Here is a 21,546-nt window from a genome sequence, read left to right as displayed (position 1 = left end):
GAAATCCAAAAAAACAAGACCTAAAGAACAAGGCATCGTCGCCTCATAGCACGTCCTTAGACCTCTCAGGGCCCAATCGAAACATGGCCTACGCCGGAGATCAAAGATGACAACGAAAATCACTCAGACGGCAGTGCACCTACTAGCCGAGAACCATCCATCGGGCACCCAGATTTACGACAGCGAAGCGAAGTGCCTCAGGCTGGTCTCAGGCATGCGCAAATCTTGCTGTCGCCTAAGAAGTTGGTACCCGCGGCCGGACTCGAACCGGCACGGCCTTTCGGCCCAGAGATTTTAAGTCTCTTGTGTCTACCATTCCACCACGCGGGCGAGCGTGTCGGGCCTAACTCGGTCCTGAAAATCTCAATACGGCCACAAGGCTATGAGTACAATGCGCTTTCGGCGACCTGAAGTGTTAAAAGACGCACCCTCAAGAATATTGCTTCAAACATCTCGCAATCTGAATCGATTTGACCAGGCAAAGAATTTCAAGTTGCGCACTCGAACAGACCGCTCTCTTCGTTTGCTAATGCGCCGGGAAATCATGGCCGAGACGCGCATTCGGGGGATTGAGGCAGATACCGAGATCATCAACCAAGACCGCATGGACATCGCCATGACCTATGATTCCTTGGCGCGGCGGGTCGAAAAACTGATCACCAAGGCAGAGCAGAACGAAGATGACGAGTTTGCACTGGCCGCGATGGAGGGGTTGCGGAAAGTCCTGCGCGATATTGCGACCATGCAGGGCAAACTGGCCCAAAACCTGACGGTCAACGTATCTCTGGCCGAGTCCAAGGAATGGGTCACGCTCCGCACCATCCTGCAAGAGGTTTGTGACGAGGTGCCCGCCGCCCGCGAACCGCTGCTGCGCCGGATGCGCCACCATGTTCTTTCCGTCAGTCAGGAGAACGGCGATGCCATTTGATGCCTTTCATGACTGGTGCCTTGGCCTCGAACGTGATCTCGACCCGGCGGCGAAGATGGCGCATTTCCTGCAACAGGAAATCCCGAACGCCTTGCCGGACCCTTGGCAGGTCGAAGCGATCACATAAGCCGCTCAGACCGTTGCCCTGCTGGTTTGTCGTCAGGCAGGTAAATCCTGCGTTCTGGCAACGCGCGGTGTTCGTGAACTTGAGCGCGGCGGCACAACCATATGCCTCGCGCCCGCAGAACGTCAGACACGCGAGATAACGCGCAAAGTACAACTGTACCTGCGTGCGACCGATCTCGTCGTAGAGCGCGCAACACAGACAGAGATTGAGTGTAGCAATGGCGGGCGGTTCATCGCCGTGCCTGCATCCGGGGCGACGATCCGGGGTTACACCGCCGATCTGCTGCTTGTTGATGAGATGGCGTATCTGCCCGGTGCCAATGGTGGCGAGGATGTTGTTGTCGCCTTGCTGCCGATGCTCAAGGACAACGGGCAGACTTTCTACGCCAGCACACCCGCCGGGAAGAACAACCTGTTCGCCAGCCTGTTCCTCGAACTCAAAGACAGCGTGCATCGGATCAAGGTGCCCGGAACGTCGATCCCTCGCCTAGCGCCCCGTGTCGAACGTCTTCGATCCCAGCTATCGGCTACACGGTTCAGGCAGGAGGTCATGTGCGAATTCCTGTCAGACGGTATGTCCTATTTCGACCTGTTCATCATTGAAAACGCGACCAGCATGGAGGGCGCGGTATGCCCGAGGATTTGAACTTGATCTATCGCCCAATGGCGATGTGGTGAACGAAACGAACCAAGACCCTGCCATTCCCCGAGTGAAAGGCTATGTGCGCTATTGGATCGGGGCCGATCTTGGACAGGCCAATGACTTTAGCACCGTCTGCGTGATCAAGGATCAGCAATTGCCTAACTACGACGGGTGCCAAGTCACCCTAAGGCAGCGCGACCGCACGATTGTCTATGCCGACAAGTTTCGTGGTGTGTCTTACGTCGATGTGGTCGATCACCTGATCAAGCTGCGCAAGCTATTTTCCTTATGTGGCAGGACTTTGGCGCGAAGTTGGCAACAGTGAGTGAGTCGAGTGCCCGTTTAAACAAGGCGGCAAACAAATCACCGCCGCGTTTGAAAAACGTTTGAAAATTCGAATCGCACATCGCTGGCGATGCGAAATTATTTGTTTATTTTCACTTAGTTCAATTGGTGCCCCCACACGGACTCGAACCGCGGACCTACTGATTACAAATCAGTTGCTCTACCAGCTGAGCTATAGGGGCATTGCGTGTCGATTAATGGCTCTGGCGAGGGACTGCAAGCCTCAAATTTCATCCTTGCTTAAGGAAAGTCCGTTTTCTTCCTGTCCAATCGGGCGAGCGCTTTGTAATAGCCCGGGTTTGACTGTACCACGCTCAGACTGTAATCCGGCAGACAAGGCCAAAGACGTAAGGAAGTATACCAACGATGCAGGTTGCCATCCACGCCGGTGCTGCTTTTACCGATGAAGGCCGGCTACTTACGTCTTTACAGACCAACAATACGACTCTGTCCCAAACAGGAACCCGTTTTTTTGGCCCTAGAAGATTTCGGCAAGTTTTTAACCCGGTGTTTCAGGCGTTGCACTCGGGCTCTTTGACCCCAAAAGGCGAGGATCGGTTGCGACATGTGCTGCCCTCGGACGAAAACGCTCAACGCGCGATCTTCCTGAGCAACGAGTTCGCTGGTGATCGCAAAGCAACTCTTTTGGACGGGCAGCTTTACCCACGCGCGGGCGAAAGAATGGCCCTGCTCGAGCACGCATTTCATGGCCATCAGGTCGAGATCTTTTTGGCCCTAAAAAACCTTGGGAGCTTTATCCCCAAGTTGTTAATGTCATTGCCAGAAGCGGAACGCGCGGCGGTTATCGACAACACTGACCTGAGCTGTCTCAGTTGGATCGGTATGATTGACGATATTCGCGACCTTGCCCCCAACGTGAAAATAACGCTTTGGTGTAACGAAGACACGCCGTTCATTTGGGGCGACATTATCCGCGCGATTGCGGATCTGCCGGACGATACTCCGATCAACAAGGAATTCGATCTGCTTCTGTCTTTGCTGACGGACGAAGGAAAGCAGAAGGCAGCAGATTTAACGCAGCCAGATTCAAACCTGACTCGGGGCGAGATCACGGACGCCCTTGCACTGATTCTGACAGAGAATGCGCAGCCGGACAAAATCGAAGAAGAACTCGACCTTTCTGGCTGGAATTCGGATATTGTGGACGCGTTTTCAGAGCTTTACGAACAGGATATCGACCGGTTGGAGACCACAACCGGCGTCCGCTTTCTTCGACCGTAGACAAGAAAATCGATAAACGTATTCTTTGCACCTCAATGATCGAGATGCCACCTCTACTGCCCCTACAATTTCGGTCAAATAGGGACCTGTCGCCCGCTAAATTAGCCTGTAAGTTGCCCGGACTTACTCAGCTCATGCCCAGCGCTTCTTTGTACATTTCAAGTACAGCTTCTTCCTCGGCAATATCATCCTGGTCACGCTTGCGCAGAGCGATAACCTTACGCATGACCTTGGTGTCGTAGCCACGCGCCTTGGCCTCGGCCATGACCTCTTTTTGCTGCTCAGCAATGTCTTTTTTCTCGGCGTCCAATCGCTCGAAGCGTTCAATGAACTGGCGCAATTCACCCGCTGTCACACGATAGTTGGCGGTGGCCTGATCTTCGGTCATATCTTCCATTTTCGTCTCTCTCAGCGATTGCGGTTTGATGCTTTAACAGCGGCTTTCGCGGGATACCTTGCCTCTGCACCTACCGCAAGCGCACAATCCATGGTCAGGCTTGTCTGACGCAGCACGATCCGATAAGCGCTGAGGAAATCAGTGAACCGTTTGTGGGGAACCATGTTTCAAATCATCACATGGGGCGGTGCTGCCCTCTCGCTCGCAGGCCTTCTGGGATTGGTCTGGTGCATTTTACGGGTGATGAAGGCGCGCAAGTCCGGTTTGTCGGATGATGAGTTGCGCGCCGTTGTTCAGGGCGTTCTGCCTTGGAACCTGGGCTCACTTTTCCTGTCGGTTCTCGGGCTTATGCTTGTGATACTTGGAATTTCGTTCAGTTGAGAATGTGCCTTAGACTGGCAGATTATCAAACCGCGCTTCCATCGCGTCTTCGCACAACGCCGCATCCAAACGCCGCAACCGCGATGGGATGTGGACACCTTGCTGACGCATACGCTCGATGATTTTGGTCACGCTGGGTTGAAGAGCCAGCCGCGTCTCAAGACAGGCACCCTGCAACTTCGCTTCAAGCTGCTCAGCTTCGGAATACAAATTGCTTGTAGACATGTTCATCCTCCCAAATGCTGTCTGATTAACCTCATATAGGTAACCGTTTTAAGACTTACCGATCTTAGTCCGATTACGGGCGAAAACTCGCCTGCCAAGTACCCGGTCATCGCGTGGTTTTGCGGATTGTTTAAATTCTATGCCAATCCAGCCTAAGCTGCCTTGACAGACATCAAGTCACGAACTGTTGATTGCCTTATATTCCGCATTTAATATATGAATACTGAGGCACGGACGGAGAGCAAAATGACACCTAAGGTGAAAGCGTTTTTTGATACAGACACATTCACAGTGTCCTACCTGGTTCAGGAACCCGAAGGTCAAGCTTGTGCGATCGTCGACAGCGTTCTGGATTTCGACCATGCCTCGGGGCGGACAAACACGAACTCGGCCGATATGATCATAGACTTCGTCCGAAAGCACGACCTCAAGGTAGAATGGATCTTGGAAAGCCACGTGCACGCCGATCACCTTTCGGCTGCTCCATATTTGCAGCGGGAACTTGGTGGCAAAATCGGTATCGGCGACCAAATCGTGACCATTCAGGAAACCTTCGGCAAGATCTTCAACGAAGGGACCGAGTTTCAGCGCGATGGCAGCCAATTTGATGCCTTGTTCCGCGAAGGTGACAGCTTTCACGTTGGCCAGATGCGCGGAGATGTGTTGCACACACCCGGCCATACACCAGCCTGCCTGACCTATGTGATTGGAGACGCGGCCTTTGTCGGCGACACGCTGTTCATGCCGGATTTCGGTACTGCGCGGTGTGACTTCCCTGGGGGGTCTTCTGAGATGCTGTATGCATCGATCCAAAAAATATTGTCTCTGCCGGATGAAACCCGAGTGTTCGTCGGTCATGACTACAAAGCACCCGGTCGGGACGAATACGCGTGGGAGACAACAGTGGGCGAGCAAAAAGCTCTGAATGTGCATATCGGTCAGGGACGACCGGTCGAGGAATTCGTCGAGATGCGCGACGCGCGTGATGCGACCCTTGGTATGCCACGCCTGATCCTGCCGTCTCTGCAGGTCAACATGCGTGCAGGTCAGATGCCGCCTGCGGACGAAAAAGGTGATGTTTTTCTGAAGCTTCCCATCAACAAGCTTTAGCGTCGAAAGGGGGCGAACAATGCAAATCGCGTGGATTTGGGGATTGGCGGGGGGCCTACTGATCGGCTTGGGCGCCGCAGTTTACCTGCTTGGGAACGGTCGCATAATGGGGGCCAGCGGAATCCTCGGGGGGCTGGTCGACAGCACGGATCGCACCGCCGAGCGGCTGGCTTTTGTCGCGGGGCTGATCGGAATGCCCCTGGTGCTGTGGCTGTTCATGTCCCCTGCCCCGCAAACTCATCTGACCGGCAATCTGCCTGTCGTTATAATCGCAGGAATCTTGGTTGGTGTCGGAACCCGGATCGCGAATGGCTGCACCTCGGGGCACGGAGTTTGCGGTATTTCGCGGTTCTCGCTTCGCGGTATCGTGGCAACGCTCATCTATATCGGTTCAGGTGCTGTAACTCTGTTCCTGCTGCGACACATGTTGGGATGGGTTTGATGCGTGTTCTTATCTCTTTGCTGGCTGGGTCACTGTTCGGAGCGGGTTTGTTGATTTCGGGCATGACCGATACGACGAAGGTGCAGGGCTGGCTGGATGTGTTCGGCAACTGGGACCCGACGCTTGCCTTCGTAATGGGCGGAGCGATCCTGCCGATGTTGGTCGCCTGGAAAATCGCCGCGCGCGGTCAACCATTGACAGGGGGGCAGTACCCGCAAGCGTCCGCGCCCGAGCTGGATCGTCGACTGGTCGCAGGTTCCGTGATGTTCGGTATGGGATGGGGTCTGTCCGGCTTATGCCCCGGTCCCGCGATTGCCTCTGTCACCTATGGTGGCATCGGTGGAGTGGTGTTCCTGATCGCCATGATTGCCGGGATGTTCGCCGCACCCGTCGTCGGGGCGCAACTGGACAGATCCGCAAACCCGGCCTAATCAATTGTCATGGAGATTCGACCAATTACCCCCCGCTACGCTGTCTCGCCGCAAATTTCGGTCGAGGACGTTCAGACCATTGCTGATTTGGGCTTTGTGCGGGTTATCTGCAACCGACCCAACAGCGAAGTTCCCATGGACCTGCAATCTGACGCGATTGGACAGGCGGTTCGCGCGGCTGGAATGGAATACGAAGTGCTGGAACTGACCCACCAGACGATGACGCCGGAAAACGTCGCCCTTCAGCGCGAACTTGCCGAACGTTGCAGCGGCCCGGTTCTGGCCTATTGCGCTTCGGGCACGCGCTGTTCGGTTGTCTGGGCCCTTGGGCAATGTGACCGGATGAGCACGGATGACATTCTGGATGCAACCACCAAGGCCGGTTACGCGCTTGAGAACCTCAGATCGGCGCTGGATCAACTTCGCAGCGTGAGCGACTAGGCAGCATTAGTCAGGTTTGCCATCCAGCCCCGCAAGCTTTGAAATCTCGGCTGCAATTTGATCTGAGTCGCCCAGGGTCAACTCACCCTCAATCGTTTCCAGTGCCTTTGGGGTGATCGGAACAATATCTGTTTCAAGATCATGCTCGGGCTTGGATTGCGCCATTGGTGACCGGGCTTCAAGAAACTCATGTTCAGCCGCGTTTAGCGGGCTGGGTATAGTTTCGTGTTCGTTCAATCGCACCGCACGCATTCCGCCACATTGGCCCAAGCGACCCACAGCAGCCCGTGATCGGTCAATCGTCAAGACTTCGGCCTTGTCCACACGCGCCCCGACCAGCGGAAGAACATCACCTTCCGACAACCCAGACAATGACGCAAAGGGCAACGACATACGGCAGATCACCGTGTTCAGTTCCGCTCGCAATACGCCCGTCGACTGCTCGAGATTGGGGCCTGCGACCTGTTCGTCGGGGTCACCAAGGTCACCCTCTTTTTGTCGATCCGGCAGAAACAGGGAAATCTGTCCCTGTCGCACACCTCCGCCAAGCTCGACCGTCAGTTCGTATACGTCATAAATTTCTTCGACCATAGCCAGTGTCAGCGTGCGCTTGTCCGGCAAACGCGCCTTGTATTCATACCCCGTCAAACCGGCCTGATCGCCCGAGGATTCGACGATACGGGACGCGCGGGTAAGTACCTCTTCGATCAGAGGTGCGACCATAGCCGCATCCGTATCCGTGCACACGCGCGCGGAAGGCGGGTCCGACATGACCTGCCCAAATGTCTGCACCTGAACGATTGCAGACACTGCGCCAGGATCAAGGCACACGGCCGCTGAAACACCACCCCCATTTCCCAACAGCACGAAAAGCGAGTCATCCTTGGCAACTTCAGCCAATGTATCCGCCGGTCGACATGATTGTTTTGCGCCGATCACCGTCAGGGGCAGCTGCATCACATCCCCTGCCGCTCGTGCGAATGCCAATCGCAGAGCCCGCAGAACAGAGCGCGGTTTGTCACCCCGCTCCTCCTGACTTGCCGAGAGCTTGCGCGCCAACGCCGTGCCGACCGGTTGCGTCATTTCCAAAACCGCCCTTCGTTCCTGTGCCTGACATCCGGTCTAACCCAGCGGACGTTACGAATGTCTTTACGCACCCACTACTGAGCTGCCTGACGGTAGGCCAATGGAACACGAACCCGGAACGCAGCGCCGCCCTGACCGGGAAGATAGGTGATCTCGCCCCCCAGCCGCTGCATGATTTCGCGGCAAATCGCCAGGCCCAGGCCCGCGCCTCCGGCCTTTTCACCGCTCACACGGGCAAATTTCTCGAACACCATTGAACGAGCTTCCGGAGGAATGCCGCTGCCGTTATCGGCAAAATCAACAACCACTTGCCCACCAACGTCATGAGCCGAGATGGTCAGAACAGGTTCATCCGCGTCGCAGTATTTCTGCGCATTCGAGATAAGGTTGATAAAGACTTGCCCCAACCGATCCAGGTCGGTGTGAAGCGGAATACGTTCAGCCGCCTTGGATCGCCGCACCTCGATACCAGCGCTTGATCCTGCAAGGGCACTAGAGACGGCCCGGTCCAGAACCGAGCGCAGCGTATCGCCCCCCATGTTCAGGTTCACCCTGCCACTTTCCAGCACGCTCAGGTCCAGCAGATCATCCAACAGGCGAGTCAATCGAAGCGCCTCATCGTGGATGATCGCAGCATAGCGCGTCTGTTCCTCGGGACTTAATCCGTCAGTGTCGCGCATGATTTCGGAAAAAGCCCGGATTGAGGTCATGGGCGTGCGCAATTCATGGCTGACCTGGCCCAAAAAATTGTCTTTTTGCTCAGAGATTTGAGTCAGTTTTGTGTTCGCATCCCGCAACTGGCGCGCCGTGCGGGTCAGCTCGGCCGACTTTGTCTCCAACTGGCTGGAGTATTCCAACAGTTGCGCCGATTCATCGGCCACAGCCAGCAGGTCTTCGACCGAGACCGACGAGCCGCCCACAATCTGCCCAATCATCGCATGTGCCGTCGCCGCGCCGACAGAGCCGCTGAGCTCTCGCTCAAGCCGTTCCAGAAAGGCAGGTGTCGGCTCCGGCAGACTGGAACGTCCACCCTGCCGTTCCGACTCGGCCTGAAAGAAGTCCTGCGCCGGCCCCGGGCCCAGAATACGCTGGGTCATGATCATCAGATCTTCGCTCTGCGCCACAAAGCCGCTCCAACCGCGAGGCGCTACGGAATGGTCGAAAACGTTTACGAACTGCGCACCCTGCAAGCGCTCCAGCGGGCTGGGAAAACTCAGCAACGACGCCACGCAGAACGCCACCGTGTTCAGAGACAGTGACCACATGACCGAATGCACGATCGGGTCCATATCTTCGATCCCGAACAACGCCTGAGGACGCAGCCACTCCAAACCGAAAGGACCGTTCTGAATGATGGTACCGGACATGAACCCGCCACCCATCTCCGGCAGCAACAAGGTGTAGATCCACAACACAAACCCAACGGTCAACCCGACAAGAGCCCCTGTCCGGGTCGCCCCGCGCCAGAACAAACCACCCACAAGGGCCGGCAAAATCTGGGAAATTCCGGCAAAAGCTATAAAGCCAATAGACGCCAGGGCCGCTCCGCCACCGGACAAACGGTAGTAAAAAAAACCAAGCGCCATCACGACTGCAATGGATATCCGCCGCGCCATAAGAACAACATGCCGGACATCCCCCGATACCGATCCTGCCCCCCCTTGCGTGCTAAGCCAGATCGGCATGACAACATGGTTCGACACCATCGTCGACAACGCCATGGCGGTCACAATCACCATGGATGTAGCGGACGAGAACCCGCCGATGAACGAGAGCATCGCCAGCCACTCATTCCCTTGAGACAGAGGCACGGTGAGTACGAAAAGGTCAGGGTTGGATCCTTCGGGTAAAAGGTCCAACCCCACAACTGCGATGGGCACGACAAACAAACTCATCAGCAGCAGGTACAGAGGAAACGCCCATGCGGCTGTCCTCAGATGCGCCTCGTCCGAATTTTCGACCACCATGACCTGAAACATCCGAGGCAAGCAGACGAAACATGCGGCCGACAGAAACACAAAAGTAGTCCAGCGCCCCGCATCCACGTTCCATTGACCGATTTCGGACGAATCAATCTGATCCAACATGGGACCAAGCCCGCCCGCGACGCCCCAAACCACAAAGATCCCAACAGCCAGAAGGGCAAAGAGCTTGACCACCGACTCCAGCGCGATGGCGGTCACAACCCCGTGGTGCCGTTCATTGGCGTCAAGGTTCCGTGTTCCGAACAGAATCGCGAAGACTGCCAATCCGGCAGCGACCCAAAACACACTGGATCCTTCGCGATAAAGACCTGTCGGATCGGCCTCGGCAAAAATCGAGAAAGACAGGGTGATGGACTGAAGCTGCAAGGCGATGTAGGGTGTGCCCCCCAAAACGGCCAACACGGTCACACAAATAGCCAGGGTGTTGGATTTTCCGTAACGCGAAGAAATAAGGTCTGCGATCGAGGTCACCCTCTGGCTGCGCCCCACCCTTACCAGTTTGCGAAGGCCCCACCACCAGCTGATCATGACCAGCGTGGGACCAAGGTAGATCGTCACGAATTCCAACCCCGATCGCGCAGCGTTCCCGACCGCGCCATAGAATGTCCAGGCGGTGCAGTAGATCGACAGCGACAGCGTATAGAACAAGGGGGATCGCAGCCACGCCCCACGGCCTGCAGCTGCCAGCCTGTCGGCCGCAAAGGCCACACCGAACAACAGTACAACATAGCCCAAACACACCAGAATCAGGACGTTTAGCGTTGCCATCAGTCTGGTCTCTGATCGGTTTCGTCTTGAGTGGCCATACGTCTGGCTGCAAAACCAAAAACCAAACTGATGCCAATCAGAACGGCCCAGCATACGAAGATATAAAGGATGGCCGACGATAGCCGGATGCCGTCTCCTGCCTCATCAGACCCCGGCCACAGCAATGGGATGGCAAACAAAGCGGCGCCTAGAATCGGCAAAAAGCGGGCAGCATCCGACAGCCGGCGACGGCGATAGCTTTGACGTTCCAAAAACAGCGAAGGCCGAACACCCTGAGGCCGTCGATCTTCGCTAATGCTCATGACCGCGTAGCCTGAGCGTGCAAGTCCCGCACCGCGGTCAAAACCTCGGCATTCGAGAACGGTTTGGTCATGAAACGACTGACACCGGCATTTTCGGCCATCTCGCGATCCCGCAGCTGTCCGCGCGCGGTCAGCATCAGAACCGGCAACGTCTTCAGGTCTTCAAGCTCGCGCAGGTCGCGCAGGATTTCCATCCCGCTCTTGCCCGGCAACATAACATCCAGAATAACCAGATCAGGGTCGGCGCTTTGGATAACCCGCAATGCGTCCAACCCTTCGGCATGCGTTTCAACCTGCCAACCCTCGCGCGTCAGCAAAAACCGAATAGCCTCGGCAATGTTCGGCTCATCCTCAATTAACAGAACCTTACGGCTCATTTGTAGTATTCCTCCCCGTGACGGGCTACCCATCCGTAAACCTGTCTAGGCCAGCTTACGCCGTCTGTCAGGAAACTGTCAAAAACCTTCGCTCAGAATTGACGGTTCACGACGAGATTCACATTCAGCGTTCGGACACACGCGACAGCTGGGACCAACACGAGCCACATTCTGCGTATCCTGAGGGCCTTCATCCACTGATCGCACCAACATCACAGAACGATACACTGGTGCGTCGTCATAGCCCAAAGCCTGCTGAGGCCATGCATAGGCAAAACAGTCAAATTCGGCCGCTGAACGCCCCAACTGAACAATCCGCTTTCGGATGGGCACAAGAGGTCTGTTTAATGCCTGAAACAAGGGCCACAACGGGCACGCCTCGCCAAAGCGTGGCATCGCAAAGCCCGGCACCGCCTTGGTGAACAAAATACTGCCTGAGGCATCACATATCACCAACCCAGTCGGTCGCGACAGAACGCCCGGCGGCAAAGCAGCCAACCGGCGCAAGACAGTCGCGATATCCACCGAAAACTGCCGCGACAGCTGCAGCGGGTCAGGTTCAGACCCTTTAAGTGCAGCCTTTACAGCCTCCAACGGCATCGCCAGCGCATCCTGTGCATACACATCCAGAAACGCGCGGGTCACGCTTTTTACCGCGGCGGAATCAAGCGCCTCAAGATCGACTTCGCTGCTGCTGCCGCCGCTTTCGATTTCAGGAAAATGGTGACTGCGCGCCTCGAAAAAAGCCTCCGCCTCCTCCAATGGTACGCCGCGCCGGTCATCCGCCGAGTCAGCATCGTCCAGATAAGTCACCAACGATTTCGAACTGTCTGCGAGCCGTTCTGCATCCTGATGCAGGTTGCGGTGAAAACGGTCCTGCCATTCCGGCTCGATTTCCTGAGTTTCAGCCAGAATTGCAGCGGTCGAACGAATGGCGGCGGCGGTCGACAAGACCTCATGCATCGAAGCCGCAAGATGCGGATCATGGGTTAGACGGTCCGACAGCGTTTCGACGGTGCGCTCCAGCGAGACTACGCGCCGATGCATCTGTGCTAGCACACCTGCCCAACCGGAGAACCGCCCCGCGAACTCCTCAACCGCATCAATCTCGGCGTTTTGTCCGATTGATTCCGCCGCCGCTTCCCGCAATGCCGAGATCAAGGTGGCTTCGACCCCCTGCGTCAGCACCGAAGGTTCGACAGCAAGAGCCGATGCAATGTCAACAAGCAGCTTGCCCCCGATCCTTCGGCGATTATGCTCGATAAGGTTCAAATAAGACGCTGATATCCCGACCTTTCGGGCCAATTCCGCCTGCCGCAACCCCGCGATCAGACGCCGCTCGCGAATTCGGCTACCTGTGAGTGTATCGCGCATGTTTCGGCCCCTCCCCAAAGGCATGTTCCGCAACTAAACTACCTTCTGTTTTCAGAACTATTCAATAAATACTTTTACTTAAAGCCCAGTTTTCAAGCTCTATTTACATAGTTAACAATTCTGACAGAACGCACGCTCGCGCCCCAACCGTCAGTTTCTGAGCCCAACCCCTTCAATTCCGTGTCAATTCCCGGCACGATGCAAGAATGAGTGACCCTGCGTTCGAATACGCCCCCATTGGCCTTGTAGAGCTGGAGAACCGGATCATCCGGCGCTGCAACCTGCAATTCGCGCGCACGTTTGGCGGGGAAGAGACAGAGTACCGCAATATGCCGCTGCTGCACCTTTACCCATCAGTCGCGGATTGGGAGAGGATCGGCGCGCGCAGTCTGCAGGTGATGCGTGGGACAGGCTACTACACGGATGAACGAGTCATGCGTCGACGCAGTGGCGATCTGTTCTGGTGCCGCGCGCGTGGACGATCCTTGACCCCTGACGACCCGTTCCGCCACGGGATCTGGAGCTTTTCCGACATCTCCGAGGAACGCCCTCTGGTCGAGCTAACTCAGCGCGAACGCGAGGTTGCTATTCTTTCATGCCGCGGCTTATCCGCCAAGGAAATCGGCGTCGAACTGGGCCTGAGTTACCGCACTATAGAAGCCTACCGCGCTCGTCTGCTTGAGAAATTCGGCGCCCGCAAACTACCTGAACTTGTGGCGAAACTCTCTGGAATGCCGCTTTAGCGACTTTTTGCTTGAATTACTCGACCAAAACCGCACCGCGACAGGTCGAGACGCGCTTTTCATGGCAGTGCGCTTGGCTTATAACGCTGCGTAATCAGACCAAAGCCCGCAACGCACAGACGGGCCAAAGGGGAACCGTCGAGGACACTCATGACAGACACCAAACACGAAGCGGACGTGGCATTCATCAAAGCTCTGGCTGAACTGCTGCGCGAAAATGACCTGACCGAATTGCAGGTCAAACGCGAGTATGGCGAAGAAGACAGCCTGAACGTCCGCGTCAGCCGTATGACCCAGGCTGCGGCCGCGCCGGTTCAGATGGCCGTTCCCGCTGCTGCACCCGTAGCAGCCCCTGCAGCAGCAGCCCCTGCTGCACCCGAGGCCCCCGCAGCGCAGGAAGATCCGGCCAGCCATCCTGGCGCCGTGACCTCGCCCATGGTCGGTACGGTCTACTTGCAGCCCGAACCGGGCGCGCCTTCGTTCATCTCGGTCGGCGCATCGGTGTCAGAAGGCGACACGTTGCTGATCGTCGAAGCGATGAAAACCATGAACCACATCCACGCGCCCAAATCGGGCACCATCAAGCGTATTCTGGTCGGTGACGGCGACGCTGTGGAATTCGGCACCCCTCTGGTCATCGTTGAGTAAGGCGGGCCCATGTTCGACAAAATCCTGATTGCCAACCGAGGCGAAATCGCCCTGCGCGTCATCCGCGCCGCGCGCGAGATGGGGATTAAAACGGTCGCCGTGCATTCAACAGCCGACAGTGACGCGATGCATGTGCGCATGGCGGACGAATCGGTGTGCATCGGCCCTCCGCCCAGCCCGCAAAGCTATCTGTCCGTGCCCGCCATCATCTCGGCCTGCGAGATCACCGGCGCACAGGCGATCCACCCCGGCTATGGCTTTCTGTCCGAGAATGCCGAGTTCGTGCAGATCGTCGAAGACCACGGCATCACCTTCATCGGCCCCACCGCTGAACATATCCGTGTCATGGGTGACAAGATCACCGCCAAGGACACGATGAAAGCCCTTGGTGTTCCTTGTGTTCCCGGCTCCGACGGCGGCGTTCCGACGCTGGAAGACGCCAAGCGCATCGGTGAGGAATTCGGCTATCCCGTCATCATCAAAGCCACCGCCGGCGGCGGCGGGCGCGGTATGAAAGTCGCGCAAACCGCAGATGACATGGAAAGCGCCTTCATGACCGCGCGCGCCGAAGGCAAAGCCGCCTTTGGCAATGACGAGGTCTATATCGAAAAATACCTGACCACGCCGCGCCATATCGAGATTCAAGTATTTGGCGACGGTAAAGGCAAAGCCGTTCATCTGGGTGAGCGCGACTGCTCGCTGCAACGTCGCCATCAGAAGGTGTTCGAAGAGGCCCCCGGCCCCTGCATCACCTCCGAAGAACGCGCGAAGATCGGCAAGATCTGCGCCGACGCTGTGGCCAAAATCGACTATATCGGCGCGGGCACCATCGAGTTCCTATATGAAAACGGCGAGTTCTATTTCATCGAAATGAACACCCGTCTGCAGGTGGAACACCCGGTGACCGAAGGCATCTTCGGCGTCGATCTGGTGCGCGAACAAATCCGCGTTGCCGCTGGCGAGGACATGTCCTTCGGCCAAGACGATCTGGAAATCAACGGCCACGCCATCGAGGTACGGATCAACGCGGAAAAATTGCCCAACTTCTCACCCTGCCCCGGCAAGATCACGGCCTATCACGCGCCCGGCGGTCTGGGCGTGCGGATGGATTCGGCGCTCTATGACGGATACTCGATCCCGCCCTACTACGACTCACTTATTGCCAAGCTGATCGTACAGGGTCGCGACCGGGCCGAGGCGCTGGCGCGACTGGAACGTGCCTTGGGCGAGCTGATCGTGGACGGTATCGACACCACCGTGCCTCTGTTTCACGCCCTGCTGCAAGAGCCTGATCTTCACAGCGGTGACTACAACATCCATTGGCTGGAAAAGTGGCTTGCCGAGAACATGGCCGACTAACATACTAAGGGCGAAGGGTTTTTACCTTTCGCCCTTTGAGATTCCAGTATGAGCCTGACCCCCGACCTCTTACTACATGGCTACTCCATCGGCATTTTCCCGATGGCTGAGCACCGCGATGACCCCGAGTTGTTCTGGGTCGACCCCAAATTTCGCGGTGTGTTCCCGCTGGACGGATTCCACATTTCCCGCAGTTTGGCGCGGCGCATACGCAACTGCGGGTTTTCCATCACGATCAACCGGGACTTCGCTGGGGTCGTCGATGGCTGCGCAGACCGCGCCGACACGTGGATCAATGACGAATTGCGCAACCTGTACCAACACCTACATCACACGGGCCATGCACACTCGCTGGAAGTGTGGGAGAAATCGGCCCTGATAGGCGGCGTCTATGGCGTTTGCCTTGGGGCAGCGTTTTTCGGCGAAAGCATGTTTTCGCGACGTACGGATGCGTCAAAGATCGCATTGGCCTATCTGACAGACAGGCTTCGCAGAACAGGATTTCATCTGTTCGACACCCAATTTCTGACAGCGCATCTGGCCTCTTTGGGTGCGATAGAAATACCCCGCACGCAATATCGGCAAGAACTGGAAGAGGCGATCAGCGCCAGCGCGGATTTTACCGCCGACTTAACTCAATCGCCGGATGGCGTTATACAACGAATAACCCAAACGTCGTAGCGCGAATGGTCCAGCGCATTCAGCGCTGGTGACGTGGCGATCATCCAACCGTCAAACAGTTGGTCAGTCTTGCCATTTTCCCAAATCGTGAGATAGGCAAAAGCATCACCTGTCGGGTTCTCGGCCGGATAGCGGCAATCGCCCAACGCGACGTCCAGACCAAAAACGGGCTGTGTTTCACCGTTTCGCATCTCGACGTCAACGGTTTGGCCGCTGACCTTGTCCAACCCACGCAGCATCGCACCCGGCCCCGACTGGACTTTTTGCTGCGCCGATGCGCCCGTGGCGGCCAGCATGGCAAGCACAATGGCGAGACGCCGCATTAGCTGCCATCCCCGGCGACAAACTTGACCAGAAGCGAAATCAGGCTGACCGCGCCTTGTGTATCCGTGACCTCATCACCAGGCTCGAAATAGAAGGGCGAACCGCCCGGCATCACTTCAACGAAGTTACCGCCCAACAATCCCTCGGACGAAATTACAATCGCGCTGTCATCCGGAACCAGAATACCGTCCGAGATCGAAAACGTCGTATCCGCCCGGTAGGTTTCGGAGTTGAGCGTTACGTCCGTAACAGTGCCGATCTTGACCCCGGCCAATCGTACATCCGTTCCAACATCGACGCCTTCAAGCGACCGGAAAGATGCGCCCAGTTCATAACCCGTACCACCTTGCGACAGGCCGGTGGACTGGCTGGCATAGACCCCAAAAGCAATTGCACAGGCCAAAACGGCGCCGCCAACCAGGACTTCGGAAACATTGTAGCTCGACATAATTTGCCTCGTTTATTCGGGGCTCCAAGCCTCGTAATCGGAACGTTCAATCGGGTCCGGGCGACGCAGGGACCCGGCAGGAGTATAGGCAAGCGCCGAACCGGTCAGGTTTTCCTGATGTGGTTTTTCCCACGATTTGTGCGGCAATGGTTTGTCAGTCGGGGGCTCGTCCCATGTACGGTGCAGCCAACCATGCCAGTCAGGGTCGACGCGGCTCGCCTCGGCTTCGCCATTGAAAATGACCCAGCGCTTGCTGTCATCCGCATTGCGGTAGAAGACATTGCCTTGGTTATCTTCACCGACCTTTTCACCCTTGCGCGCAGTGTAAATCTGCGTGTTCAGAGTGGCCCCGTTCCACCAGGTCACGGCACGCAAAAGACTGTTCAGGATACCCATGGGCTGCCTCCGGCAATTCTGTTTCCGCAGATATGGACCAAAGGCGCGCCAAGGTCCAGTGTCACAAGGACCGCACCCCCTATTCCGGCAAATACGCGGTCACTTCTATTTCAATTCGGTATTTCGGGTCGATCAAATCGCATTCGATCATTGTTGCGGCCGGAGGATTCGCACCAAATGTCTCGCTCAAAATTGGCCAACATGGCTCGAACTCAGCCTTGTCGGGTAACATGTAAGTTACACGAACGACGTCTGAAAAGCCTGCACCAGCTTCGGTCAGCGCCTTTCCAATCACCGTCAGTGCCGAGCGGCACTGCTCGACCACGGTATCACCCTGCCCGACCGTACCAGAGACATGCACCCAACCTCCGGCAACAACGGCGCGGCAATAGCCTAGCTTAGGTTCAAATTCGCCACCTGATGAGATACGCTTGATCATTTCAGTATCCTCATAAGAAAACGGCGCGGAGAACCGCGCCGCATGGATCAGATCTGTTCGGGCTTAACCCGCCGAAGCAGATTCGGCTGCATCCGCATAAATGATTAGAGGCTGCGATTCCGATGTCACGGCCTCTTCGTTGACCACAACTTCGGTCACGTTTTTCAGACCCGGAAGCTCGAACATCGTATCCAGCAGGATGTCTTCCAGAATCGAGCGCAAACCACGTGCCCCGGTTTTCCGTTCGATGGCTTTCTTGGCAATCGCCTTGAGCGCGTCATCGGTAAAGGCCAGCTCGGCATCTTCCAGTTCAAACAGGCGCTGATATTGCTTGACCAGCGCGTTCTTGGGCTTGGTCAGGATCGTGACCAGAGCATCCTCGTCCAGATCCTCAAGCGTTGCCAGAACCGGCAGACGTCCAACAAATTCAGGGATCAGGCCAAATTTCAACAGATCCTCAGGTTCCAGATCCTTGAAAATCTCACCGACGCCACGCTCATCATTGTCACGCACGTCTGCCCCGAAACCCATGGCCGAGCCCTTGCCACGCTGCGCAATGATCCTATCCAGACCGGCAAATGCACCGCCGCAGATGAACAGGATGTTGGTCGTGTCCACCTGCAGGAACTCCTGCTGCGGATGCTTACGCCCGCCCTGCGGCGGAACGCTGGCCACGGTACCTTCCATCAGCTTCAGCAGCGCCTGCTGTACGCCCTCACCCGATACGTCGCGCGTGATCGACGGGTTTTCGGATTTGCGCGTGATCTTGTCGACCTCGTCGATATAGACGATGCCGCGCTGCGCACGTTCGACATTGTATTCGGACGCCTGCAGCAGTTTCAGAATGATGTTTTCGACGTCCTCACCCACGTATCCCGCTTCGGTCAGAGTCGTCGCATCCGCCATGGTGAACGGTACATCCAGAATCCGCGCCAGTGTCTGGGCCAGCAGCGTCTTGCCGCAACCCGTGGGGCCAATCAGCAGGATGTTGGACTTGGCAAGCTCAATATCGCTGCCCGCCTTCTGCGCGTGGTTCAGACGCTTGTAGTGGTTGTGCACGGCCACCGACAGGACCCGCTTGGCCGTGGCCTGACCGATCACGTAATCGTCCAGCACTTCGCAGATATCCTTGGGCGTCGGCACTCCGTCGCTGGATTTCAGGCCGCTGGCCTTTGTCTCTTCGCGGATGATGTCCATGCACAGTTCGACGCATTCGTCACAGATAAACACTGTGGGTCCGGCAATAAGCTTGCGCACCTCATGCTGGCTCTTGCCGCAGAAGCTACAGTAGAGCGTGTTTTTGCCGTCACCGCCTGAATTCGTCGCCATGTTCTACCTTTCGGGCTTCGTCCCTGCGGCCCCGCCCGGGGCCGCGCTTGCCGCATGTTGCTGCAGCTTAGGCCACCACTGAGGCGGCTACAATCTCAAAAATGTACCTCGCGCACGTGACGCGAGGACTTATTCTCAGCTCTCGTCGCCGTCCATTTTCGCACGGTTTTCGACGATTTCGTCGATATGACCCCAGTCTTTTGCTTCTTCCGGGCTCATGAAGTTGTCGCGATCCAATGCTTTCTCAACAGCCTTTTTTGTCTGCCCTGTATGACGCACATAGATGTCATACAGTCGATCTTTCAGCTTTTGCGTCTCGGCGGCGTGGATCATGATATCGCTTGCTTGTCCCTGATACCCACCGCTGGGCTGGTGAACCATAATGCGGCTATTGGGCAGCGAAAAGCGCATTCCTTTCTCGCCCCCGGCCAGCAGAACCGACCCCATCGAAGCCGCCTGACCGATCACCAATGTCGAACACTTAGGTTTAATATACTGCATTGTATCGTAAATCGACAAACCGCTTGTCACGACACCGCCAGGCGAATTGATGTAGATCGAGATTTCCTTGTTCGGGTTCTCGGCCTCAAGATGCAGCAATTGAGCCACCACCAGATGGCTCATTCCGTCATGGATCGGGCCATTGATGAAAATGATCCGCTCTTTCAACAGGCGCGAGAAAATATCATAAGCGCGCTCACCCCGGCTGGTCTGCTCAACGACCATGGGGACGAGCGTATTCATGTAGGTATCAACGGGATCAAACATTAGGAACCTGCCTGCTTTGCTATGGATCGGGACTTTACCCGAAGAAACGTTACCCGAGTCTTAGTGCTGCCATAGAGGGGCTGCAAGGGGGGCCGGAGACTTCTGATCAACACATTGCTTTTTGTCCGCCATCGGCAGTTGTTTCGGCGTGGCGCGACGTCGCCACTGCCCGTTTTCAACTAGGGGCCCCTTTTGTCTGCGGACGCTCTCTTTCCCATCACGTCATTTTGATTCATGCATATGGACATATTTGGTCAGTATGTGCACCTAAGCGGCTCGAGTAACCGAGTCCGGATTTTACGTAGACCATCGCCCGACTGGGCATAGAGGACAAGATAATGGCACTGGCGCAGGTTAAGCAGGACATACCAAACGATAACATCGAGCTCATTGCAGGAAGCGCGACGCGGGCTTCGAATTTTCTGAAGGCGATCAGCCACGAAGGACGGCTGATGATCCTGTGTCATCTTGTATCCGGCGAAAAATCTGTAACAGAGCTGGAAGAGTTGCTGTCAGCGCGTCAGGCTGCGGTGTCGCAACAGTTGTCGCGACTTCGCCTTGAAGGGCTTGTTATGCCGCGCCGCGAGGGCAAGGCGATCTACTACCGCCTTGCTGATGACCGCCCCAAACGTATGCTCGAAGTGGTCTATGAATTGTTTTGTGAAGAACAGACAGCCTGAGCCGAACTGTTAAATTCACGACCCGTTTGCGCAAACCAGAAAGCTCTGTGCCATAGCCTGCAGCAACGTGGGATAGAGCTTCGGACCTGGATCAACAGTGATTCCGACAGGGTCCAGATCAAGGATCGTGGCGCCTGACCCCTCAATCGCGGTCTCTATCAGCCGGGTGTCGTATTGAGGCTCGGCAAAAGCGCAGTCTATTTGATCTGCCGAGACTTTTTCCCGAAGCGTTGCCAAGCGCGCGGGACCGGGGTTGGCCGCGTCCCCCAAGCTGACAGAGCCTGATGTTTCCAACCCAAAATGCTTTTCGAAATACTGATAGGCGTCATGGAACGTGATGAAACGATGCGCCTTCATGTCGGCCAAATCTGCGTTGATCTGGTCACTAAGCAGAGCCAATTCATTGTCGAACGCCTTGGCATTGTCTTGGTATGCCTGCGCATTTTCGGCGTCGACCTCGGCAAGAGTATTGGCAATCGCAAAAGCCCATGTCCGCGCATTCTCCGGATCAAGCCACGCATGTGGGTCTACTCCGTCGTGGTCATGAGCATGATCATCATGACCATGGTCGTCGTGGTCCTTGTGACCAGCATGGTCATCATGATCCGCGTGGTCTTCATGATCATGGCCGTCATGCTCTTTGTGACCAGCATGGTCATCATGATCCGCGTGGTCGTCGTGACCACTCTCATCGACAACATCGCGGTATTCATGCAGGATCGTACCGTCGACATCTAGCAACGAGATCTTTTGTGATCCTGCCGACAAAGTGCTCAGCGGTTTGTCCATCCAAGGCGTCAATTCCTCACCAACCCAAAAGACAATGTCAGCAGATTGCAACGCGCGCGCCTCGGACGGGCGCATGGCGTGGCTGTGAGGCGATGCCCCAGGCGGCACGATCAGTACCGGCTCCGCGACACCATCCATAACGCGCGCAACAAGCGAATGAACCGGCGCAATATCAGCAACTACTTTGGGGGGTTCCGCAACAACCTGACTAGCCATAACAGCGCCAAGAACGCATACCGTGGAACGCAGCATAATGCCTCCTGAATGATATGTTATTACATTTACTGGTCGCTTGATATGCTTCACGTTATAACATATCAAGCCACAAAATGACGGAGC

29 protein-coding genes and 2 tRNA genes are annotated in these 21,546 nt (G+C 56.3%); 15 read left to right on the top strand and 16 right to left on the bottom strand.

Annotation, left to right across the window (positions count from 1 at the left end; translation table 11 throughout):
- Nucleotides 1–244: 244 nt before the first annotated feature.
- Nucleotides 245–330: transfer RNA gene (locus ACR3EG_RS07130), tRNA-Leu, on the bottom strand.
- A 199-nt stretch (nt 331–529) separates the two neighbouring features.
- Between ACR3EG_RS07130 and ACR3EG_RS07125 the strand changes: the two genes are divergently transcribed.
- From ACR3EG_RS07125 to ACR3EG_RS07110, 4 genes are read left to right on the top strand one after another with little or no spacing between them, the layout of a single operon-like run.
- Nucleotides 530–928 (top strand): hypothetical protein, encoded by a 399-nt coding sequence (locus tag ACR3EG_RS07125; protein ID WP_480494480.1) that lies wholly within the window; start codon nt 530–532, stop codon nt 926–928.
- Nucleotides 918–1,055 carry a hypothetical protein gene (locus tag ACR3EG_RS07120; RefSeq protein ID WP_480494478.1) on the top strand — a complete coding sequence of 46 codons (138 nt, stop codon included), beginning with the start codon at nt 918–920 and terminating at the stop codon, nt 1,053–1,055. The genes ACR3EG_RS07125 and ACR3EG_RS07120 overlap by 11 nt, the downstream gene beginning before the upstream one ends.
- Before the next feature lie 18 nt (nt 1,056–1,073).
- The gene (locus ACR3EG_RS07115) at nt 1,074–1,700 is read left to right on the top strand and encodes a terminase large subunit domain-containing protein (protein WP_480495911.1); all 627 of its coding nucleotides are present in this window, start codon (nt 1,074–1,076) and stop codon (nt 1,698–1,700) included.
- Nucleotides 1,701–1,728: 28 nt separating this feature from the next.
- Complete coding sequence (locus ACR3EG_RS07110; protein WP_480494476.1) at nt 1,729–2,022, top strand: hypothetical protein; 294 nt, start codon at nt 1,729–1,731, stop codon at nt 2,020–2,022.
- A 126-nt stretch (nt 2,023–2,148) separates the two neighbouring features.
- On the opposite strand, the gene ACR3EG_RS07105 is transcribed toward ACR3EG_RS07110, so the two are convergent.
- Nucleotides 2,149–2,224 (bottom strand) — tRNA-Thr (locus ACR3EG_RS07105).
- 325 nt (nt 2,225–2,549) lie between these two features.
- Between ACR3EG_RS07105 and ACR3EG_RS07100 the strand changes: the two genes are divergently transcribed.
- The gene (locus tag ACR3EG_RS07100) at nt 2,550–3,284 is read left to right on the top strand and encodes a hypothetical protein (RefSeq protein ID WP_480501697.1); all 735 of its coding nucleotides are present in this window, start codon (nt 2,550–2,552) and stop codon (nt 3,282–3,284) included.
- Between the two features lie 127 nt (nt 3,285–3,411).
- On the opposite strand, the gene ACR3EG_RS07095 is transcribed toward ACR3EG_RS07100, so the two are convergent.
- Complete coding sequence (locus ACR3EG_RS07095; RefSeq protein ID WP_480494472.1) at nt 3,412–3,681, bottom strand: DUF2312 domain-containing protein; 270 nt, start codon at nt 3,679–3,681, stop codon at nt 3,412–3,414.
- Nucleotides 3,682–3,843: 162 nt separating this feature from the next.
- Here ACR3EG_RS07095 and ACR3EG_RS07090 point away from each other — a divergent pair, with 162 nt between their 5' ends.
- Nucleotides 3,844–4,062 carry a hypothetical protein gene (locus tag ACR3EG_RS07090; protein WP_170355036.1) on the top strand — a complete coding sequence of 73 codons (219 nt, stop codon included), beginning with the start codon at nt 3,844–3,846 and terminating at the stop codon, nt 4,060–4,062.
- 9 nt (nt 4,063–4,071) lie between these two features.
- Here the strand turns inward: ACR3EG_RS07090 and ACR3EG_RS07085 are convergent, their stop codons facing one another.
- Nucleotides 4,072–4,287, bottom strand: a complete 216-nt coding sequence (locus ACR3EG_RS07085; protein WP_170355035.1) for a hypothetical protein — start codon at nt 4,285–4,287, stop codon at nt 4,072–4,074.
- A 246-nt stretch (nt 4,288–4,533) separates the two neighbouring features.
- Here ACR3EG_RS07085 and ACR3EG_RS07080 point away from each other — a divergent pair, with 246 nt between their 5' ends.
- From ACR3EG_RS07080 to ACR3EG_RS07065, 4 genes are read left to right on the top strand one after another with little or no spacing between them, the layout of a single operon-like run.
- Nucleotides 4,534–5,397 (top strand): MBL fold metallo-hydrolase, encoded by an 864-nt coding sequence (locus ACR3EG_RS07080; RefSeq protein WP_209194145.1) that lies wholly within the window; start codon nt 4,534–4,536, stop codon nt 5,395–5,397.
- Nucleotides 5,398–5,416: 19 nt separating this feature from the next.
- On the top strand, nt 5,417–5,839 hold the full coding sequence (locus ACR3EG_RS07075; protein WP_480494469.1) for a YeeE/YedE family protein: 423 nt from the start codon (nt 5,417–5,419) through the stop codon (nt 5,837–5,839).
- Complete coding sequence (locus ACR3EG_RS07070) at nt 5,839–6,270, top strand: DUF6691 family protein (RefSeq protein WP_480494467.1); 432 nt, start codon at nt 5,839–5,841, stop codon at nt 6,268–6,270. Before ACR3EG_RS07075 ends, ACR3EG_RS07070 begins: the two co-directional genes overlap by 1 nt.
- 9 nt (nt 6,271–6,279) lie before the next feature.
- Nucleotides 6,280–6,711 (top strand): protein tyrosine phosphatase family protein, encoded by a 432-nt coding sequence (locus ACR3EG_RS07065; RefSeq protein ID WP_480494466.1) that lies wholly within the window; start codon nt 6,280–6,282, stop codon nt 6,709–6,711.
- 6 nt (nt 6,712–6,717) lie between these two features.
- Here ACR3EG_RS07065 and ACR3EG_RS07060 read toward each other — a convergent pair whose 3' ends face one another.
- From ACR3EG_RS07060 to ACR3EG_RS07040, 5 genes are all read right to left on the bottom strand, one after another.
- Nucleotides 6,718–7,794 carry a FliM/FliN family flagellar motor C-terminal domain-containing protein gene (locus tag ACR3EG_RS07060; protein ID WP_480494464.1) on the bottom strand — a complete coding sequence of 359 codons (1,077 nt, stop codon included), beginning with the start codon at nt 7,792–7,794 and terminating at the stop codon, nt 6,718–6,720.
- Between the two features lie 77 nt (nt 7,795–7,871).
- Entirely contained in the window at nt 7,872–10,550 is a 2,679-nt protein-coding gene (locus ACR3EG_RS07055; RefSeq protein WP_480494463.1) for an ATP-binding protein, read from the bottom strand.
- Nucleotides 10,550–10,852: a hypothetical protein gene (locus tag ACR3EG_RS07050; protein WP_170355028.1), complete on the bottom strand. Its 303-nt coding sequence runs from the start codon at nt 10,850–10,852 to the stop codon at nt 10,550–10,552. Before ACR3EG_RS07050 ends, ACR3EG_RS07055 begins: the two co-directional genes overlap by 1 nt.
- Entirely contained in the window at nt 10,849–11,229 is a 381-nt protein-coding gene (locus tag ACR3EG_RS07045) for a response regulator transcription factor (protein ID WP_170355027.1), read from the bottom strand. Before ACR3EG_RS07045 ends, ACR3EG_RS07050 begins: the two co-directional genes overlap by 4 nt.
- A 78-nt stretch (nt 11,230–11,307) precedes the next feature.
- A complete protein-coding gene (locus ACR3EG_RS07040) occupies nt 11,308–12,603 on the bottom strand; it encodes a helix-turn-helix domain-containing protein (RefSeq protein ID WP_480494461.1) in 1,296 nt (431 codons plus the stop codon).
- A gap of 206 nt (nt 12,604–12,809) precedes the next feature.
- Between ACR3EG_RS07040 and ACR3EG_RS07035 the strand changes: the two genes are divergently transcribed.
- The 4 genes from ACR3EG_RS07035 (at nt 12,810) to aat (ending at nt 16,034) form a co-directional block, all read left to right on the top strand.
- Nucleotides 12,810–13,346 carry a LuxR C-terminal-related transcriptional regulator gene (locus ACR3EG_RS07035; protein WP_209194139.1) on the top strand — a complete coding sequence of 179 codons (537 nt, stop codon included), beginning with the start codon at nt 12,810–12,812 and terminating at the stop codon, nt 13,344–13,346.
- Nucleotides 13,347–13,496: 150 nt separating this feature from the next.
- Nucleotides 13,497–13,994, top strand: a complete 498-nt coding sequence (gene accB / locus ACR3EG_RS07030; protein ID WP_480494459.1) for an acetyl-CoA carboxylase biotin carboxyl carrier protein — start codon at nt 13,497–13,499, stop codon at nt 13,992–13,994.
- Between the two features lie 9 nt (nt 13,995–14,003).
- A complete protein-coding gene (gene accC, locus ACR3EG_RS07025; RefSeq protein WP_480494457.1) occupies nt 14,004–15,353 on the top strand; it encodes an acetyl-CoA carboxylase biotin carboxylase subunit in 1,350 nt (449 codons plus the stop codon).
- A 48-nt stretch (nt 15,354–15,401) separates the two neighbouring features.
- Nucleotides 15,402–16,034 carry a leucyl/phenylalanyl-tRNA--protein transferase gene (aat, locus tag ACR3EG_RS07020; RefSeq protein WP_480494456.1) on the top strand — a complete coding sequence of 211 codons (633 nt, stop codon included), beginning with the start codon at nt 15,402–15,404 and terminating at the stop codon, nt 16,032–16,034.
- On the opposite strand, the gene ACR3EG_RS07015 is transcribed toward aat, so the two are convergent.
- The 6 genes from ACR3EG_RS07015 to ACR3EG_RS06990 form a co-directional block, all read right to left on the bottom strand.
- Nucleotides 15,989–16,357: a DUF2155 domain-containing protein gene (locus ACR3EG_RS07015; protein ID WP_170753893.1), complete on the bottom strand. Its 369-nt coding sequence runs from the start codon at nt 16,355–16,357 to the stop codon at nt 15,989–15,991. The genes aat and ACR3EG_RS07015 overlap by 46 nt on opposite strands.
- On the bottom strand, nt 16,357–16,806 hold the full coding sequence (gene mlaD / locus ACR3EG_RS07010) for an outer membrane lipid asymmetry maintenance protein MlaD (RefSeq protein WP_480494453.1): 450 nt from the start codon (nt 16,804–16,806) through the stop codon (nt 16,357–16,359). Before mlaD ends, ACR3EG_RS07015 begins: the two co-directional genes overlap by 1 nt.
- Before the next feature lie 12 nt (nt 16,807–16,818).
- A complete protein-coding gene (locus ACR3EG_RS07005) occupies nt 16,819–17,202 on the bottom strand; it encodes an NADH:ubiquinone oxidoreductase subunit NDUFA12 (RefSeq protein WP_170355019.1) in 384 nt (127 codons plus the stop codon).
- 79 nt (nt 17,203–17,281) lie between these two features.
- Nucleotides 17,282–17,641, bottom strand: a complete 360-nt coding sequence (locus tag ACR3EG_RS07000; RefSeq protein ID WP_480494451.1) for a RidA family protein — start codon at nt 17,639–17,641, stop codon at nt 17,282–17,284.
- A 63-nt stretch (nt 17,642–17,704) separates the two neighbouring features.
- A complete protein-coding gene (clpX, locus tag ACR3EG_RS06995; protein WP_170355017.1) occupies nt 17,705–18,970 on the bottom strand; it encodes an ATP-dependent Clp protease ATP-binding subunit ClpX in 1,266 nt (421 codons plus the stop codon).
- Between the two features lie 135 nt (nt 18,971–19,105).
- Nucleotides 19,106–19,738, bottom strand: coding sequence for an ATP-dependent Clp protease proteolytic subunit (locus ACR3EG_RS06990; RefSeq protein WP_209194132.1), 633 nt, complete (start codon nt 19,736–19,738; stop codon nt 19,106–19,108).
- A gap of 338 nt (nt 19,739–20,076) precedes the next feature.
- On the opposite strand from ACR3EG_RS06990, the gene ACR3EG_RS06985 reads away from it, so the two are divergent.
- Nucleotides 20,077–20,418, top strand: coding sequence for an ArsR/SmtB family transcription factor (locus ACR3EG_RS06985; RefSeq protein WP_209194131.1), 342 nt, complete (start codon nt 20,077–20,079; stop codon nt 20,416–20,418).
- Nucleotides 20,419–20,433: 15 nt separating this feature from the next.
- Here ACR3EG_RS06985 and ACR3EG_RS06980 read toward each other — a convergent pair whose 3' ends face one another.
- Nucleotides 20,434–21,459 carry a zinc ABC transporter substrate-binding protein gene (locus ACR3EG_RS06980; protein ID WP_480494449.1) on the bottom strand — a complete coding sequence of 342 codons (1,026 nt, stop codon included), beginning with the start codon at nt 21,457–21,459 and terminating at the stop codon, nt 20,434–20,436.
- Nucleotides 21,460–21,546: the final 87 nt, after the last annotated feature.

The sequence above is a fragment of the Ruegeria sp. AM7 genome, from assembly GCF_056535965.1.
The sequence above is the reverse complement of the archived record's forward strand: the minus strand, read 5'-3'. Positions and strand labels throughout refer to the sequence as shown.